This is a genomic window from Fibrobacter sp. (genome assembly GCF_045112255.1).
Classification (GTDB): Bacteria; Fibrobacterota; Fibrobacteria; order Fibrobacterales; family Fibrobacteraceae; genus Fibrobacter.
In genome coordinates, this window is sequence record NZ_JBGUHR010000065.1 from 1 (window position 1) to 17,653 (window position 17,653).

The window sequence follows — 17,653 nt, forward strand, 5'->3', positions numbered from 1 at the left end:
TGATTTTTGCCATTGCTTTACCTTTTGGGGATGTGCAATGAATATAGTAGTTACGCTACCCTCTTATTAAACTCCTGCATAGTCCACGCCTTTGTATCTTCGATACTGCCAACAAGGCCGCCCACATAATCATACCCACTAACGTATCCCTTATGGTAAGCATTTACAAGATACAAAAGCGACTGTTTTTCAGATTCTAAATTAAAGGCGCCAATCAGCCCACCATTATCACTATTCCAAGAATTGATGACGCATTCGCTAAAGACATTGTACACGTACAAATTAGTTCCACTAGCAGATTCACCAACAAGACTTCCCGATTTTCTTCTTCCTTCAAAATAGGAATCCTTTATTCCCAAATTCTTAATAACCACGACATCCGTGACATCATTTTTTTCACCAACGGAACCCAAAAGTCCAGCATTTTTACTTTCATAATCCCCTACATAGAACAAGCCCGAAATAGAGTGTCCCTGGCCATCGAAGGTTCCCTTAAATTTTTGAATGGGAGTCCAAGTATAGAGCTTCAAGGAATCTGCAGAATTGAGTTTGCCTTCAACAATCACTTTCTTGTTATCTACAAGATCTGCCGTTAATTTGACACATGTACTTTTAGGATACTGCTGATTATTATACAGATTGGCAAAATAATACAGCTCATCCATCAATGCAATTTCATAGCAATTGTTGATAAACTTTGGAATGTGCCACCACTTAGCGTAAAACGTTTTATCACCAGTAGCATCTTTCGGAATCGTCGTCGTTGATTTACCGTAAAAATTTTCATTATCGTACCACCCCGCAAATTCATAATCTTTGCGTTCGGGCAAGGGAAGCGAACTCTCAATTCCTTCAACATACTGTTTACTGTATGTCACCGTATCAGCATCATAAGTAATCAGGTGCAAAGCGGACAACTTGAGAGAAGGCCCGCCATCGATTTTTCCTGAAAGGGTCGGATGTACGTCTGTACCAACATTTTGCCCCCACACACTTCCATCTGTATTTCCGCTTTTAAAAAGATGCAACACATTAGCAATGGTACCGTCTTCAATCTGTTCATCATAAAACTCGTGAACGCCCTCGAGAGAATTATTTCTAGAAAACGGGCTATACATACGGAAAACATTACTGTACTTCACGTAGGAATTCTCCGTTTCACCTACGATGTTATAGACTCCTTCCCAACTGTCACTAGGTATAAATCTAGAAAGCGCATAGGAGTTTTCGATATGCACATTTGCATTTGTCACCTTACCAACGAGAGATGCTTCCGCTGCACTGGAAAAGTTGTTGTGGCAATAAGAATTAGAAATTCTTACTGTACCAGTAGTTCCCCCAACCAAGCCCGCATTGGAACCTGCACCATAGAAATAGCTGACAACATGAGATTCCTTAATAGTCAGAATTCCACCTTGGTGCAAACCGACCAAGCCGCCTCTGTATCCTCTGAGATCCTCTTCTAGTCTACTTACTCCTGTGCTGATTTCTACATCACAATTTTCAATAACAACTTCCTTGCTCAGCGAATCTATTTTTCCAATTAGGCCACCACCATTATCTATATCAAAGAAGTTTACATCTTCCAAAACCAAGTTTTTTATATACACCGGCGACTGAGAATCTCTATTGGAAACAACGCCAAAGAGGCCCGCATTCGGCAAAGCTGGTTCTACGTTCGTAGTCCAGTTTTGATGGCGAAGTCCCACAATAGTATGACCTTGACCATCAAAAGTCCCGCTAAAAATTTGAATGGGAATCCAATCAGAAATACCTTCATCTTGGTTACGTTTATTTACCACAATGTTCCTGGTGAGCTTTCCGCATTCCGTCTTAACTTCGGATGCATTCACGATGTCAGCAAAGCCATAAAGTTCTTCAGCAGTCGAAATGGCATAGCAACCATCAGATTCAAGTGCGGGAGCCGACGGCACAATCGTCCTTGCGGCATAAGCCACAGCAGTCAAAGCAAGAATTAAAAATCGTTTCATAAAATTCCTCCTTCTTTTCAACAAAAAAGCACCCTGACAAAAGCCAGAATGCTACATAAAATAAAAAATTTCAGAACGAATTAAAGTTCCACTTTCACTTTTTCGCGCATAGCCATGACGGTTGCCTTGGCTTCTTCGACGGTGTCGCGACGAGCAAGGAGAACGCCCATACGGCGGTGGCCCTTGAGTTCCGGCTTTCCGAACAAGCGAAGGCCCGTATCCGGTTCTGCAAGAACTTCTTCGAGGCCGCTGAACTTCACATGGTCAGAATTGCCATCGACGACGATTGCCTTCGAGGCGCTCGGGCCATGGAATGCAATGTTCGGAATCGGGAGACCGAGAATAGCGCGTGCGTGCAATGCAAATTCGGAGAGGTCCTGAGAAATGAGCGTCACCATGCCCGTATCGTGCGGACGCGGAGACACTTCGCTAAACAAGACTTCTTCCTTGCAAACAAAAAGTTCCACGCCAAAGATGCCGCGACCACCAAGAGCGTCCGTGACCTTCTTTGCAATCACCTTTGCCTGTTCCAAGAGTTCCGGCTTCATCGGCTGCGGCTGCCAAGATTCCTGATAGTCGCCGCCCACCTGGTGGTGGCCAATCGGTTCCAAGAAGCTCGTGCCTGCCACATGACGGACCGTGAGCAAAGTAATTTCGTAATCGAACGGCACAAAGCCTTCGACAATCACGCGGCTGGCGGCACCAGTGCGGCCACCCGTCTGAGAAATGTTCCAGGAATTTTCAATATCGGCTTCGGTCTTGATGACGCTCTGACCATGACCGGAAGAACTCATCACCGGCTTCACCACGCACGGGATGCCGATTTCCTTGACCGCAGCCTTGAAATCTTCGTAGTTGTCCGCAAAGCGGTACGGGCTCGTCTTGAGTCCGAGTTCTTCAGCAGCCAGGCGGCGGATGCCTTCGCGGTTCATCGTGAGCTTCGTGGCCTTCGCGGTCGGGATGACATTGTAGCCTTCCTTTTCAAGTTCCACGAGCGTGTCCGTAGCAATCGCTTCGACTTCCGGCACGATGTAGTCCGGTTTTTCCTTTTCAATGACGGCACGGAGTTCCTTGCCATCGAGCATGTTGATCACGTAGCTGCGATGAGCCACCTGCATGCCCGGAGCGTTGGCGTAACGGTCCACTGCAATCACTTCGACGCCAAGACGCATCATTTCGATGATGACTTCCTTGCCGAGTTCGCCAGAACCGCAAAAAAGAACCTTCGTTGCGGTAGAACTAAGAGGTGTACCAATTTCTGCCATAAAAACTCCTTGTTGTGACTACAAATATAAAATTATTAGGCAACCATTAACGGAGATGCCCTCCCGGAACGGGGTCCGGGATGACAAGTGGCGGGCATGACAATAAGATTTTGCGGTTAGTTTTTTTCAACGTTTTTTATGCAACGGACAGAAACTCTAGATTCCTTTAAGAAGGAACCAATATTTGCTGTTACCTTATCATATGAGATTCTCACATAAACCGCATTCGGTCCAGTACCATCAGATCCTGAACCACTAGAAGTCCAAAAAACAGCATCGGTATCTATTCCATCAAACATAAACATACCACCATCATACACCTGCAATCCACCAGGGAGCGCCGTAAAGCCATATTTATCAGAACCCGTCGTTGCAGGACTGTCATATTTCCAGCCTTCTACAGACTTGAGAACTTTACCAGAAATATTGTCAGCAGAAGTACCACCAACAACATCAAAAAGGATATGCCATTCATCCAAGCTAGGCATGCGCCAACCATTGGGGCAAACATTCTGGGCGTCATCCCAAGCATAGAGTCGCCCATATGTTTTGCAATTTTTATCAGCACCATTATAGCAATAGCTATCATCTGTTTTGTAATTCACGTTTTCGGCCATCCAAGTTTCGGAGTAATCTTTATCCTTAACTTCAATCGTCGTGTACTTGTAAACCTGATAAGTTTTTTCTTCAGTGGTTTTATTTTCAAATTCAGCACAGAACAAGTGATCTGCATCTGCTATTTTAAATTTTTCATCACCGCATTTTTCATAGACCACAACTTTTTTGCCATTTTCGCAAGTCTCTAATTCCACATCATATTCTTCCCCATTACACAGAGGATACGTTTTATTGTTAAAACAGAATTTTGCATGTGCGTTATATAATTCGTCACCGCAAGACTTGATAAATTGCACAGCTACGCCATCAACACATTCATATGTATCAGGGACATATGTTTTACCGTTGCAAAGAGGATATACTTTATCTCTATTACAGAATTCCTTAGACGGATCATAAGATTCTCCGCCACAAAGATCAACAAGTTTCTTTTCAGAACAGAACTTCTTTTTCACGTCATAAGTTTCGCCATTGCAAAGTGGGTACGCGTTGCCCTCTTCCGTGCAGAAACTTTTTTCAGGGTCATAAGGTTTTGTTCCGCATATAGCCTTGTAAAGCTTTGTCGAAGTCACACCATCACCTTCGCCGCACTGGATCTGAACAATACCATCCACATCACTTACAATCTTGCAGCTGGCGCCGTCACTACCGTTTGAGCCATTCGTACCGTCGGTGCCTTTGGTTCCGGGTGCACCCGGTTTACCATCGACGCCATTGTGAATCGTTACGGATGTTTTACCGCAAGTCACAACAGCATCATCGCTATCTTCGGCTTTAGCGACAGAACAAGAAGTTCCATCCTTACCGTTCGAGCCATTAGTACCGTCTTTACCTTTGACGCCATCCGCACCATTTTTCACACTTCCAATTGACTTGCCATCACAGATAACATCAAATCCCGATCCATCCTTAAAAGCCGTCATGGTGCAAGACTTTCCGTCTTTACCATCTTTGCCATCATTACCGTCTTTTCCGTTCTTGCCATTGGTGCCATTGCTACCATTCTTGCCACTGACAACAGCGCCGGTAACTGCAGCCCAGCCATCATCCGTGCAGGCATAAACCTTTACGGAATCGGACACGTAGACAAACTTGCCAATAATTTTTTTGCTGCATTCATCCAAGTCACTGAACGCCGTTACAGTTTCAGCAGCACTCCCAGAAACAGGCGCAAGTTCATCCTCGCAAGCAGTAAAATATAGCGTCAAACCAAACAATGGCAAAAGATATTTTCTCATTTATTTTCTCCTAAAAAGAACGCGCTCACAGCGCATTCATTCTAATTCTAAAATCTTATAACGTAAATGTAATAAAAATGTATTCAGGAAAAATTCAACCAACAGGAAGAAAACTTAGAACTTCATGTCCACCGGATTGAAATTGAATTTCACACCCGAGCGGATCCAGGCATCCGAGCCATCTTCTTTTTTGTCATGCGAGAGATTGCGATACACGCGAAAACCGCCGCCTGCATAGAACTTAAACCATTCACGCACATCCCTTTCATAAAGTACGTCAACGAGGAACTGTTTTTCGACGACCCCTGAAAGAGTTTTTTCTGACTTTAACGCTTTGTCATAGTCCGTATAAAGTTCCTTATCGCCTTGACGCAGCCAAGCAAGCGTCATCGTCGCAGAATGATGATTCCAATTCCAGTTCATGTCAAACCACAAATCAAGCGCATCTGAACCACGACGGTAGCCAATAGGATAATCCACAAAATAAGCATCGGCGTAATCGCTATCGCCCTGTTCGCGATAATTGCTGCGGTAATTGCGCCGCCCAGTATATTTCAAAAGCGGAAGTTTGCTGTTGTTTGATGCCGGGTCAGTTTTAACAACATCCAAGCGCCAGGAGAACTTTCCGTAATTGCGGGTTTCGAGTTCATGATAGTAACCCACCATGTAATTGATGATGGAGCGGTTCGTGCCCATCTTTTTATCTTCACCGACCGGGCTTGCAATGTCTTCCATATTGATCTGGCTATAGAACTTTGCACCGTTGGAAGTCTTGTAACCAAACTCTACAGATGTTGCCGCAGACGTATAACCTGTTGCGTAATTATCGTGCCAAAACATAAACGGATTGATGGAGCGGAATTCCAAGGACTTGCCGCCAATCACACTTTGTTCAACAATATAAATCCAGAACTTTTTCGTATCCACACCAAATCTGTGAAATACCATGTTCTTCACATTTTCTGTATAAGTGCGATTGCGCTGGTTGCTCACCTGACGACCTGGAGACGTACATTTTTGGGCATACGCTTCGCTACCTTCCGGCGGGCAGCCCGTCTCGTGATTTATCACATCGTCAAAAAGCCACGCATTCAAGGAACTCAGCAAAAAGTCATAGCGGAAAATGCCAATATTCAAATTCCAATGGATTCCATCGTGATACGGCAAGCCGCCAATAAAAACATCATTTTTAGAAATTTTCAAATCCTCGGGATTGAACCTACCAAACTGAACAAAGCCCACAGAATTTTCCCATTTAGCATAAGCATTTATCGGAACATTGATATCGAGTTCACTTGGCTTGTAAGTAAAGTTCGTCTTGAGTTCACTATTGAACCAGGCTTCCAGATCCTTTCGCAAAGGAGCCTCTAGCAAAAAGTCAAAATTCTTGTAGCCAGCACGAAAACTGAGCGTAAAAAACGGACTGATGTGTTCCTCGTAATTGCGAGCCGTCTCCAGCGGAATCCGAAGCCCGCGCCAGTTGACGCCATATTTTTCAGCAGTATCCACAGCAAACATTGGATCCGTAGGACCGCCGTTGAAGCCGAAATTGAAATCAGTCCCAATCTGGAAATAGCCAACCTTTTCCGCAGACTTTTCAGAAAGATTTTCAGCCGAGGCAAACACAGCCACCGCCATCAAACAAGCAAACAATAACGCACGAGATAACATAATATAAATGTATTAAAAAGGTGATTCCGGCACCGAGGCCGGAATGACAAATTAGGGGCAAGGAGATGCCCTCCCCATACGCGGATCATGCTCACATAAGTGCTAGTAGCATTCAAGGCGAGTGTCGCGACAGGCTGCTTGCAGACTGTTATGATTGAGCCGAAGATGCTGACGCAAAGCGTCAGAGCACTAAGTGATCAAAGAGCTCAAGGCGGGCATGACAAATCAAGCATGAAGCAGCGCGGACACGCCGTGAGCCACAAGTGCCTCGTATCAACGAGGCATGGTGGCGAGAGCGAGGCGAGGACGGAGTCTTGTATTACAAAAGAGCCGAGCGGTGCGCATTAGTGAGCCATAAGCGGCACGGCGTAAGCATGCCGTGTTGGCGAGAGTGAGGTGAAGTCGGAGTCTCGTATCGCACAAGAGCCGAGCGGACACGCCGTGAGCCACAAGTGTCTCGTATTAACGAGGCATGGTGGCGAGAGCGAGGCGAAGACGAAGTCTCGTATTACAAAAGAGCCGAGCGGACACGATAAGGACCACCCAGGCAGGGAGACCCGGGTGATCCCTTGTGTTGTGGTGGGTGCGCACTCACGCACCCGTGTGTGTGTGTTCTTTCTCGAAGGCGCACTCGAAAACTTCGAACGCACCAGGTCGAATTTCGTTATTGCAATGTAAGGCTAATCGTTATTCACGATTAGAACAAGTCAGAATTCATACGCATAAAGGCCGGCAAGTCATAATCGACATTGCTTTCCTTAAGAGCGTCTTCAGGAGCCTTCTGGTTACGCATGAAAGCCGGAGTGTCATAATCTACAGCACTCACCTGTTCCGTCTGAGCCGGACGAGATTCCTGCTTGAAAGAGCTTGCATAGTTGCCATTAGAAAGCGGATCTGCTTCAGCAACACCCGGCATTTCTTCTGTTTCACGAACAGTCTTTGTAGCAACAGCTTCTTCTGCATAACCGGCCTTAACGTCAAAGCTCGGAGAAGCGAAAGAAGATGCCGGAGCAAACATGGCGGCAGCCGTGTTCACCGGAGCGGCCTGGCGAGCTGCGCTAGCATAAGTGTTCTGCGGAGCCATGTAAGACGGAGCAGCAGGAGCTGTAGCCGGGACAACGCGCTGAGTGACAGCCGGAGCAGCAACCGTCGGAGCAGCAGCCATCGGAGCGGTCGGCATGGCAGCCGTAGCACGGCCTGCGAGAGCCACAAAGTTAGTGGTCGGACGCGGAGTTGCAGCCTGTACCGGAGCGGCAGCAGCCTGATAAGTCTGAGTCTGAGCCTGCTGATAAGCAGCAGAACCGATACCAGCATAGTTCACGGCAGCAGCGTTGTTCGTGCCACCGCAACCCGTTGCGATAATGGTAATGCAAACCTTGTCGCCAAGTTCTGGAAGAGTGATATCGCCGACGATGATGTTCGGGTTGCCTTCTTCGCCCACAGCGTCGTAGATGTGTTCCATGGCTTCGTTGTGTTCGAGCAAGGAGTAGTTTTCGCCGTGAGAAACGTTGATAAGCACGCCAGAAGCGCCCTGGATATCGATGTCTTCGAGAAGCGGAGAAGAAAGAGCTGCATCGGCAGCGGCAACACCGCGGCCTTCGCCTTCAGCCGTACCCGTACCCATGAGAGCGGAACCACCCTTGAGCATGACCTTGCGGATATCAGCAAAGTCAACGTGAACAAGACCATGACGGAACATAATGCTGCAGATGCTCTGCACTGCATTGCCGAGGATTTCGTCGGCCATCTTGAAAGCTTCATCGACAGTTGCATTTTTGTTCGTGTTCTGGATGAGGTTCAAGAGCTTCTTGTTTTCGATAACAATGATCGTATCGGCTGCTTCGCGGAGAGCGCGAACGCCATTCTGAGCCAAGGAATTACGGACATTACCTTCGAAGCGGAACGGCTTCGTGACAACGGCAACCGTAAGGATGCCAAGTTCACGTGCCACAGTAGCAACGATCGGAGCAGCACCCGTACCGGTACCACCGCCCATGCCTGCCGTAACGAACACGAGGTCCGCACCCATCATAGACTTCTTCAAGTCATCGATGTTTTCTTCGACAGCCTTGCGGCCCATTTCCGGGTCCATACCAGCACCGAGATTTCTCGTGCTCTTTTCACCGATAAGAATCTTGTGGTCGGCGAGGCTCTGATCCAAAGCCATAGCATCAGTATTGATGGCGTAGTATTCTACACCTTCAATATTCATCTGCTTCATGCGGTTCACAGTATTGCCGCCGGCACCGCCGACGCCAAACACCTTGACCTTAGCATTTCTGGATGGAGCGTCATCGCCCGTGATACGAGACTTAGCCTCGAAGTTGATGTTTTCAAAGTCACTCATAGTTTATCTCCCTGATTTGAGTGGTTTAACGGTTAAAAGTAAGTCTTAAAGATGTCGCGAATACGCTGCATACCCTTCTTTACAGTAACGAGCAACTGGGTATCTGTATCACGCTGTTTCTTTTCGCGATGTTTCTTGTTCGCGTAGTACAAAAGGCCAATGCCAGTTGCATAAGAGGGATTCTGGAAAGCTTCCTGAATGCCGCTCATGCCTCTCGGCTTGCCAATATGCACTGGCTTCTTGAATACTTTAGCTGCAATTTCTTCAATGCCAGCAAGGTTGCAGCAGCCACCCGTAAGGACGATACCGCCATCAATGACCGTATCAAGGTGGTGCTTTTCCAAGTCCTTCGCCAAAAGCTTGAAGATTTCTGCAACACGCGCAGTAATAATTTGAGCCAATAGTTTACGGGAACAAAGAACTTCTCCACGGTCGCCCACACCTGGAACCGGGAAGGTTTCATCTTCAATCAAATTGTTGAGCGAGCAGGTGCCATACTTCTTCTTGAGTTCTTCGGCCTTCGTGAGAGAAACCGGAACCTTGAGGCACTTGCTAATATCGCTTGTAATAATGTTGCCAGCAATGTCGAGCGAAGCCGTATAGCGCACGGAATCCTTGACAAACACAGCCACGTCGGCAGAACCAGCGCCAATATCAATCAATGCGACACCAAGTTCACGTTCGTCATCAGACAGAACGGCAGACGCAGCAGCGAGCGGTTCGAGGACAAAGCCCGCCACGTTGAGGCCCGCACGGTTCACGCACTTGGCAATATCCTGGAGAGCGTTCGGGCGTGAGGTAACCACCTGAACTTCAACTCCCAAGCGACGGCCGGAATAGCCTTTCGGATTGCGGATACCCGTTCTGTCGTCCAGCGTATATTCACCCGGGAAGATATGGATGATTTCGCCAGCCTTATCCGGGAGCGTACTTGCTTGACGCTGAACATTGATAATGTCTTCATCGCGCACTTCGTTTGTCGGAAGCGTCACCAGGCCCTTGTAGCTAAACGAGGACACATGTTTTCCTGCGATGCCCACATAGACATCGCGCACATCGACACCCGCCGATGATTCAAGCACATGGACGGCCTTTTGCAGCGTTTCCACAACGGAATCGTATTCGTCAGACGATTCCAGCGGAAAGTCCCCGCATTCCACGACTCGGACGGATTCACCTTCCGAGATGCCAACGAACAAATTCACTTTCGAGGCACCAATATCAAGCCCGAAAATGTAGTCCTCTTTTTTGACTATTTGCTTATCGTCATCCATTGATACACCTCTTATCAAAGTTTTTTATATACGCAAATCCATGAAATCTCATATCAACCTCGCTAGCACAAAGGAGATCTTTTCTAAAGCCCTTTCCGATAGCATCATACAACATAAACAAATCCTTGTCCCAGTTCGATTCCGGAAACATCACGCGGAATCCGGCATCCTTAAAGAACACTTCAAAAGCCTTATCCTTCTCCGACCACCCCACTTGCGACACGCGGTCATAAAGAGGCTTATCCTCCTTACGCATGGCAAACAGGAACTGGGCTACAAGCTTTACCTTCCCTACCGATTCATTTTCAAGAATCGGCAAATGCAAAGCCGTCATCATCGACATCGGGAGCGAGAGTCCACGTTCAGAATAGACTGTCCCCTTGCCTCCTTCGAGGACGGACACGATTGGCGATGCTTCCTGCAACTTGATGTAAAGCGACGAAGGAAACTTGCTTTCCACTTCGGCAGAATGGATGAGCGGAATCTGCAAGAGCGATTTCTTGACAGAGTCGGCATCCAGTTCCGACATGAGCATGCCCGTTTCAACCTGTGCGCTCTGCACCACATCTTCCCAGGAAAGCATACGATTGCCCTCGATTTCGATGTACTGCAAATGCCTAAGTTCAAGCGGATTGATCTGGTGTAGATAGAAACGACTCTGCCACAGCGCGACGGTAGCCACAATAAGGAGCAAGGTCAAAACCCAGCCCTTACGCTTATACCAACGGACGACGCCAGCCACGCGCATCCGTCTCATACGGGCACGCTTACGCTTGCGCTTGCGTTCGTTGTATCCGATCCGTCGACCGAACATTGTTGTTTCTTCTAAAGTCAAATGCTTTTCTCCAAAATCGTCTGTCCAAGCTTCCAGATGTTGCCGGCACCCATCAGAACGATCACATCGTTCGGCTTGAGCAAGTCCTTGCAAACCGGAATCAAGTTGTTCAAGTCACCGATAAAGCGAGCATCGCGATGACCACGGTCAGCGGCGCTGTTAGCAACCATCGCACCGGTCACGCCTTCAATCGGCTTTTCACGGGACGGATAGATATCGGTCACCAGGAGCACATCGCAGTTTGCAAAGGCGCTACCAAAAGCTTCATGCTGGTCGCGGGTACGCGTAAACAAGTGCGGCTGGAAAGCGACAATGATGCGCTTGTCCGGGAATGCTTCGCGGAATCCGAGCAAAGTTGCAGTCGCTTCCGTCGGATGGTGAGCGTAATCGTCAAATACCATGACGCCGTTCTTTTCGCCGATGAATTCAAAGCGGCGCTTCACACCTTCGAATGCAGCCACGGCCTTGCGGGCAACCTCGATCGAAATGCCTTCTTCGACAGCGAGAGCCACAGCGGCAGTCGCATTCAGCACATTGTGACGGCCCGGAATCTGGAGCTTGAATTCGCCGAGGCTCTTGCCATCATTCAAGATTTCAAACTGCGGATAGCCCTTCACGAACTTGAGATTTTCAACGCGGTACTTCGCCTGGCGAGTAAAGCCGTACGTAATCACCGGCTTCTTCAAGTGCGACAAGATCTGCTGCACGTTCGGATCGTCAAGGCATACAATCACCTGGCCGTAAAACGGGATCTTGTTTGCAAACTGCGTGAACGCATCCTTGATGGCGTCGATGTTCTCGTAAGTATCGAGATGGTCGGCATCGATGTTCGTGATGATCGCCGAAGACGGCATCATCGAAAGGAAGCTACGGTCAAACTCGTCGCTTTCTGCAATGAGGTAGTCGCCGTGGCCCACTTTTGCGCCACTGCACTTGCCCTTCACAATGCCACCGACAATAATCGTCGGGTCAAGACCAGCTTCTTCCCAGATGGCGCCAACGATTGACGTCGTCGTGGTCTTGCCATGCGTACCGGCAATAGAGAGCGTGTACTTGAGGCGCATCAGTTCGCCAAGCATTTCAGCGCGGCGAATCACCGGAATGCGGCGATTGCGAGCTTCGACAAGTTCCGGATTGTCAAACGGAATGGCAGAAGAATAAACGACCAAGTCCGCATCTACGACATTCTTTGCTTCGTGTTTCGAGTCAATACGGATGCCAAGGTCCTTCAAATAGTCGATGACAGCGCCTTCGCCCATATCGGAACCCGTCACCACAAAACCGTTTTCATGGAGCACTTCGGCAATACCGGACATACCGGCACCACCGATACCCACAAAATGAAGGCGACGAACACGTTTACAATCATTAATCTGCATTACGATCTCTCCATATCCAGAATAATTTTCGCAATCTGGTCAGCGGCATCAGGCATGCCAAGCGTTGCAGCGGCTTCGCCCATCTGCTTCAAGCGCTCCGGATCATAAAGGAGTGCTTCTACTTTATTCCAAAGATCATTCGGTTCATCATCAAGTTCCACGAGAGCAGCGCCAGCCTTCTCGACCACGCGGGCATTGTGTTCCTGATGGTTTGCGGTAGCATGCGGGTACGGGAGCAAAATGGAAGGCTTGCCAAATGCAAGGATTTCTGCAAGTCCCGACGCACCTGCACGGCTGATAATCAAGTCGGCATGCTTCATGTAAGCATAAATGTTGTCCAAGAAGCCACGCACAGCGACGTTCGGCAAAATGCCAAGGCGTTCGTTGATGCTATCGACATTCTTTACACCCACCTGCCAGACCACGCTGATATCTTCGTGGGCGGCAATGCGGCCAATGCTTTCTTCAATCTTGTTGTTGATACCCACGGCACCCTGGGAACCGCCAACGATAAACACAGCCTTGCGTCCTTCACGAAATTCCACCGGACGGGCTAAGGAATCCGCAGACGGCAAATCGCGAATCGGATTGCCGAGAATGCGCGTCTTTTCAATCGGGAAGCCCTTCATCGCTTCTTCAGACGTGACAAAGACTGTCTTTGCATAGCGGGCGCCAACCTTGTTTGCAATACCGGCAACAGCATTCTGTTCCTGCAAATAAACAGGAATTCCCATAGAACCTGCGGCAAGGACAATCGGGAGCGAAACATAGCCACCTGTTGCAATCACGACATCCGGCGCCACTTTCTTTACGACGCTCTTGGCACGGATCAAGGACTTTGTCAAGTTGAACGGCAAAGCCAAATTTTTGAGGAACGGTCCACGGTGCAGCGGAACGGCCGAAATGTATTCGTACGGCCAGTTCTTTGCCACAAGGCGTTCTTCCATGGAATCCTTACGGCCAGCAAACGTAATCTGAGTAACACCCATCTTCTTCAAGCTTTCGGCAATAGCCACTGCCGGGAAAATATGGCCACCAGTGCCACCGCAAACAAAGAGGAACTTTTTCATATAGAACTCCTTCTTGTCCTAAAATTCATAAACCGACCCGTATCAAAAGAAAGCGTACTACTCATATAGGGTTCACGGATGCTCTTGCCACTTGTCGGGCGAGAAATATTCAACAAAATTCCAATAAAAGCCGCCGACAACAACAAGTTCGTTCCGCCAAAGCTCAGGAACGGAAGCGGCTGACCTGTCGCCGGAATAAGCCTCACGCACACGCACACATGAATGACAAAATTCATGAAAAGCGATGTCGTAAGCGCTACAGCCATATACCTGCCAAAACGCGTCGTCGAAGACCTTGCAATATTGTAACCCTGCGAGAAAAGAATCGCGAAAGCAATCAAAACGGCAAATGTACCGATAAAGCCAAATTCCTCGCCAATCGACGCGTAAACAACATCCTTATAAGCTTCAGGCAAATAGCCGAGTTTCTGTTCACCCATGCCAACGCCTCTTCCAAAGACTCCGCCATTTCCAAGCGCTTCGAGAGCATGATCCACTTGGTACTGCGAATTTTTCATGGCGCCTTCATCAGAGAAAAAGGCAAGAATACGCATACGGGTATGGGATTTTAAAAGCATTGCGATAATTCCCATCGGAACGCTCACAAGGACACTCAAACCTACATACTTATAGTTTGCACCTGCAATAAAGAGCAAAACGAGTAACAACGTGCAGAACATGATCAGCATCGAGTAATTCGGCTGGCAAAGAAGCAAAATCGCGGCAATTCCGAGAGGTACGGCAGGCTGGATAATCGAGCACTTGAGCGACTTGATTTCATCACCCGCATCCGAGAGCTTCGCGCAAACCCATGTGATAAAGCCAAACTTCATAATCTCGGAGGGCTGTATACCAAAGATCCAGCGAGAAGCACCTTTCACCTCGCCCCCAGAAACAATAGCTGCAAGCGTAAGAACGGCGCCGACACCAAAAATCACACGTGACGTCACCTTCCACAACGCATAATCAATCTTATAGAACACGCCAATAATGACGACAGATGCCAAGACCTTGCTGAGATGAGCCAGGAGATAATGCTCTGCGGGCAAATTTTTCGACAAAGCCACAGGTGCCGATGCCGAATAGACAACAACACAGCCAAAGCACACTAACATTAGTGTGACAAACATCAACAGTTTGTTCATTCCTGTGGACTGTGCGTTAGACATCTTAACCTGTAAACCTTATCCTAAATCTTGAACACGGGCACCATGTGGAGGAGCGCATCGACCACTTGTTCCATGTGCATGCCGCGACTCCCCTTCACCAAAAGGATGTCGCCTTCCGCAACCGTTTCGCTCAAATGGCTGATGACTTCCGGGACGGTTTCGAAGTACTGGACATTTTTCATACCGCGAGACTTCGCCCCTTCAACATATTTCTTAGCTTCCTTGCCAACGGCGAGGAGCACGTCAAAATTCATTTCAGGAACCAAAGTCCCTATCTGCTTGTGCAAATTGCCACTTTCCTTGCCGAGTTCAAGCATGTCACCAAGCACCGCAATGCGCTTGCCTTCGACACGCATGTTGCCAAGCGTCTGGAGCGCCATCTTCGTCGAAGACGGGTTTGCATTGTAGCAGTCCGAAATCACCTTGAAACCGTTTGCGGCCTTGATTTCCATGCGCATGCTTGTGGAGGTAAAGCCAGCCAAAGCCTTTGCAATATCACTCTTCGGAATACGGAGAGCCTCACCCACAGCGATTGCAGCAAGAGCGTCATAAAGGTTATGGTCGCCCGGGACATTCAACACAAAATGCGTACGGCCGATGTAGAAATCAGCGCAGAGATTTTCAGTCCACTTGAGCTTTTCAGGCTTGAGGATACCACGGCGAACACCGAACGTCACGACCTTGTAATTCTTGGTCGCCTTCACCTTGCAGAGGCGCTCGTCATCGGCGTTCACGATCAGCGTACCGCCCTTCTTGAGGCCTGCGACAATATTGATCTTTTCGTTGAACACGCCGTCCAGATCGCCAAGGCGTTCGAGATGGCTTGCGCCAATGTTCGTAATCACGGCAATATCCGGTTCCGTAGCCAAGGAAAGCGGGCGGATTTCGTCCGGGCCGCTTGTGCCCATTTCGACAACAGCAGCTTCATGGCTATGCTTCAGCTGGAAAAGCGTCATCGGAACACCGATATGGTTATTGAAGTTCCCCTTTGTCGCATGGGTATTGAACTTCATCGAAAGCACAGCCTTTGTCATTTCCTTTGTAGTGGTCTTGCCGTTACTACCTGTAATGGCGACCTTCTTCAACTTGAAAAGTCTTTGATAGCCCTTGGCAAGTTTCAAGAGGGCTTTCGTCGTATCATCGACTGGAGCGTACATCTTGAAATTCGGATCGATAGCAGTTTGGTTTACAACGCTCATCAAAGCTCCATCCTTTTCCATTTGAGATACAAACTGGTGGGCGTCAAAGCGAGCACCCTTAATCGGCCAAAAGACAACGCCCTTAGCACTTTCACGAGAATCCATGCAGAGATTCACCTTGCGTTTCAAGGTGCGGGCCGGAACACCGACAGCTTCGGTTTCCAGAATCTTGAGCATTTCTGCAATTGTCAAATCAAGCTTCAGCATCAGTCATCGCCTTCACCGCGATTTCGCGATCGTCAAAATGATGTTTGGTCTTACCAATAATCTGGTAATCCTCATGGCCCTTGCCCGCAATTACTAGCCAGTCGCCGCTCTTGAGTTCTGCACAGGCGCGAATGATGGCTTCTTCGCGGTTTTCGACCACTTCAAACTTGTCCGTCGTCATGCCGGCGCGAACGTCAGCGATGATATCTGCGGGCTTTTCGGTACGCGGATTGTCCGACGTGAGCCAAGCCTTGTCTGCAATGCGTTCGGCAATGCCACCCATGATCGGGCGCTTCGTCTTGTCGCGGTCGCCACCGCAGCCAAATACGGTCGAAAGCTTGCCGCGGCAGAGGCTACGGGCCACATTCAGCACACGTTCAAGAGCATCCGGCGTGTGGGCGTAATCGACAATCACATGCTTGCCGTCCTTGCTCCAGACCTTTTCAAAGCGGCCCGGAACGCGCACGGTTGCAATCGCCTTGCGCATGGCATTTTCAGGCACACAAAGCGCGTGGGCCCAAGCAAGCACCAAAAGCAAGTTGTCTACGTTAAAGTCGCCGCAGAGCGGAGTTTCGAACTTTTCTGTAGCAATCATCGGGAGCGTGAATTCAAGACCGTCTTCGGTGCTCTTGATTTCACCAAACGGCTTCACGTCAGCCTTCGCCTTGCCGAGTCTCGACACAGCCACCTTGCGGCAGTCGAGAGAATTAAAGAGCTGTTCGCCATGGGCGTCGTCAATGTTGATGACGGCCACACCATTTTCGGCGAGATACTTCGTAAAAAGCAACTTTTTCGCTTCGAAATAGGCATCCATCGTCTTGTGGTAATCAAGATGGTCCTGCGTCAGGTTGCTAAAAAGTCCACTTCTAAACTTGATACCTGCGACACGGCCCTGGTGAAGCGAATGCGAAGATGCTTCCATCACAAGGTCGGTGCAGCCTTCAGCCACAGCGCGGGAAGCAAATTCATAAAGGTCCAAAAGACCCGGAGTCGTAAGCGAAGCCGGCACGGACTTGTCGCCAATCTTGTTCTTGATGGTGCCAAGCAAGGCTGTCTTACGGCCTTCCGCTTCGAGCATCGCATTCATGAGGAATGCACTTGTCGTCTTGCCGTTCGTTCCCGTAATGGCATGGCACGTGAGCTTACTGAACGGATCCTTGTAGAAAATTCTTGCAGCTTCAAGGCGGGCGGCCTTCACGTCAGGCACCTGGATCCACTTGGACGTAAGTCCTTCGGGAGCCATCGTCTCGCCCACGACAGCAACGGCACCGGCAGCAATTGCACTGCGGGCAAAAGCCTCGTAGCCTTCCGCCGGGATGGAGAAGAACAAATTCCCCGGTTTTACACGGCGGGAATCATCACAAAGCCCCGTCACGGATAACTTTTCCAT

The 17,653-nt window shown here is 48.8% G+C and carries 12 protein-coding genes; all 12 read right to left on the reverse strand.

What is annotated here, in order from left to right:
* Positions 1–50: 50 nt before the first annotated feature.
* The 12 genes from ACJMM9_RS09870 to ACJMM9_RS09925 all read right to left on the reverse strand — a co-directional run bounded on the left by ACJMM9_RS09870 (position 51) and on the right by ACJMM9_RS09925 (position 17,653).
* Positions 51–1,991: an InlB B-repeat-containing protein gene (locus ACJMM9_RS09870; protein WP_405326242.1), complete on the reverse strand. Its 1,941-nt coding sequence runs from the start codon at positions 1,989–1,991 to the stop codon at positions 51–53.
* A gap of 80 nt (positions 1,992–2,071) precedes the next feature.
* A complete protein-coding gene (purT, locus tag ACJMM9_RS09875; RefSeq protein ID WP_405326244.1) occupies positions 2,072–3,256 on the reverse strand; it encodes a formate-dependent phosphoribosylglycinamide formyltransferase in 1,185 nt (394 codons plus the stop codon).
* Between the two features lie 116 nt (positions 3,257–3,372).
* Complete coding sequence (locus ACJMM9_RS09880; protein WP_405326246.1) at positions 3,373–5,112, reverse strand: FISUMP domain-containing protein; 1,740 nt, start codon at positions 5,110–5,112, stop codon at positions 3,373–3,375.
* A gap of 114 nt (positions 5,113–5,226) precedes the next feature.
* On the reverse strand, positions 5,227–6,750 hold the full coding sequence (locus ACJMM9_RS09885) for a hypothetical protein (protein ID WP_405326248.1): 1,524 nt from the start codon (positions 6,748–6,750) through the stop codon (positions 5,227–5,229).
* A gap of 730 nt (positions 6,751–7,480) precedes the next feature.
* A complete protein-coding gene (gene ftsZ / locus ACJMM9_RS09890; protein ID WP_405326250.1) occupies positions 7,481–9,130 on the reverse strand; it encodes a cell division protein FtsZ in 1,650 nt (549 codons plus the stop codon).
* Between the two features lie 32 nt (positions 9,131–9,162).
* A complete protein-coding gene (gene ftsA / locus ACJMM9_RS09895) occupies positions 9,163–10,404 on the reverse strand; it encodes a cell division protein FtsA (protein WP_088640778.1) in 1,242 nt (413 codons plus the stop codon).
* Positions 10,397–11,218: a cell division protein FtsQ/DivIB gene (locus tag ACJMM9_RS09900; protein ID WP_173354525.1), complete on the reverse strand. Its 822-nt coding sequence runs from the start codon at positions 11,216–11,218 to the stop codon at positions 10,397–10,399. Before ACJMM9_RS09900 ends, ftsA begins: the two co-directional genes overlap by 8 nt.
* Positions 11,219–11,235: 17 nt before the next feature.
* A complete protein-coding gene (gene murC, locus ACJMM9_RS09905) occupies positions 11,236–12,618 on the reverse strand; it encodes a UDP-N-acetylmuramate--L-alanine ligase (RefSeq protein ID WP_405326252.1) in 1,383 nt (460 codons plus the stop codon).
* Positions 12,618–13,688 carry an undecaprenyldiphospho-muramoylpentapeptide beta-N-acetylglucosaminyltransferase gene (murG, locus tag ACJMM9_RS09910; protein ID WP_405326254.1) on the reverse strand — a complete coding sequence of 357 codons (1,071 nt, stop codon included), beginning with the start codon at positions 13,686–13,688 and terminating at the stop codon, positions 12,618–12,620. The genes murC and murG overlap by 1 nt, the downstream gene beginning before the upstream one ends.
* Positions 13,685–14,857, reverse strand: a complete 1,173-nt coding sequence (locus tag ACJMM9_RS09915; RefSeq protein WP_405326256.1) for a putative peptidoglycan glycosyltransferase FtsW — start codon at positions 14,855–14,857, stop codon at positions 13,685–13,687. The genes murG and ACJMM9_RS09915 overlap by 4 nt, the downstream gene beginning before the upstream one ends.
* Before the next feature lie 20 nt (positions 14,858–14,877).
* On the reverse strand, positions 14,878–16,263 hold the full coding sequence (gene murF / locus ACJMM9_RS09920) for a UDP-N-acetylmuramoyl-tripeptide--D-alanyl-D-alanine ligase (protein ID WP_405326259.1): 1,386 nt from the start codon (positions 16,261–16,263) through the stop codon (positions 14,878–14,880).
* Positions 16,250–17,653 carry a UDP-N-acetylmuramoyl-L-alanyl-D-glutamate--2,6-diaminopimelate ligase gene (locus tag ACJMM9_RS09925; RefSeq protein WP_405326263.1) on the reverse strand — a complete coding sequence of 468 codons (1,404 nt, stop codon included), beginning with the start codon at positions 17,651–17,653 and terminating at the stop codon, positions 16,250–16,252. The genes murF and ACJMM9_RS09925 overlap by 14 nt, the downstream gene beginning before the upstream one ends.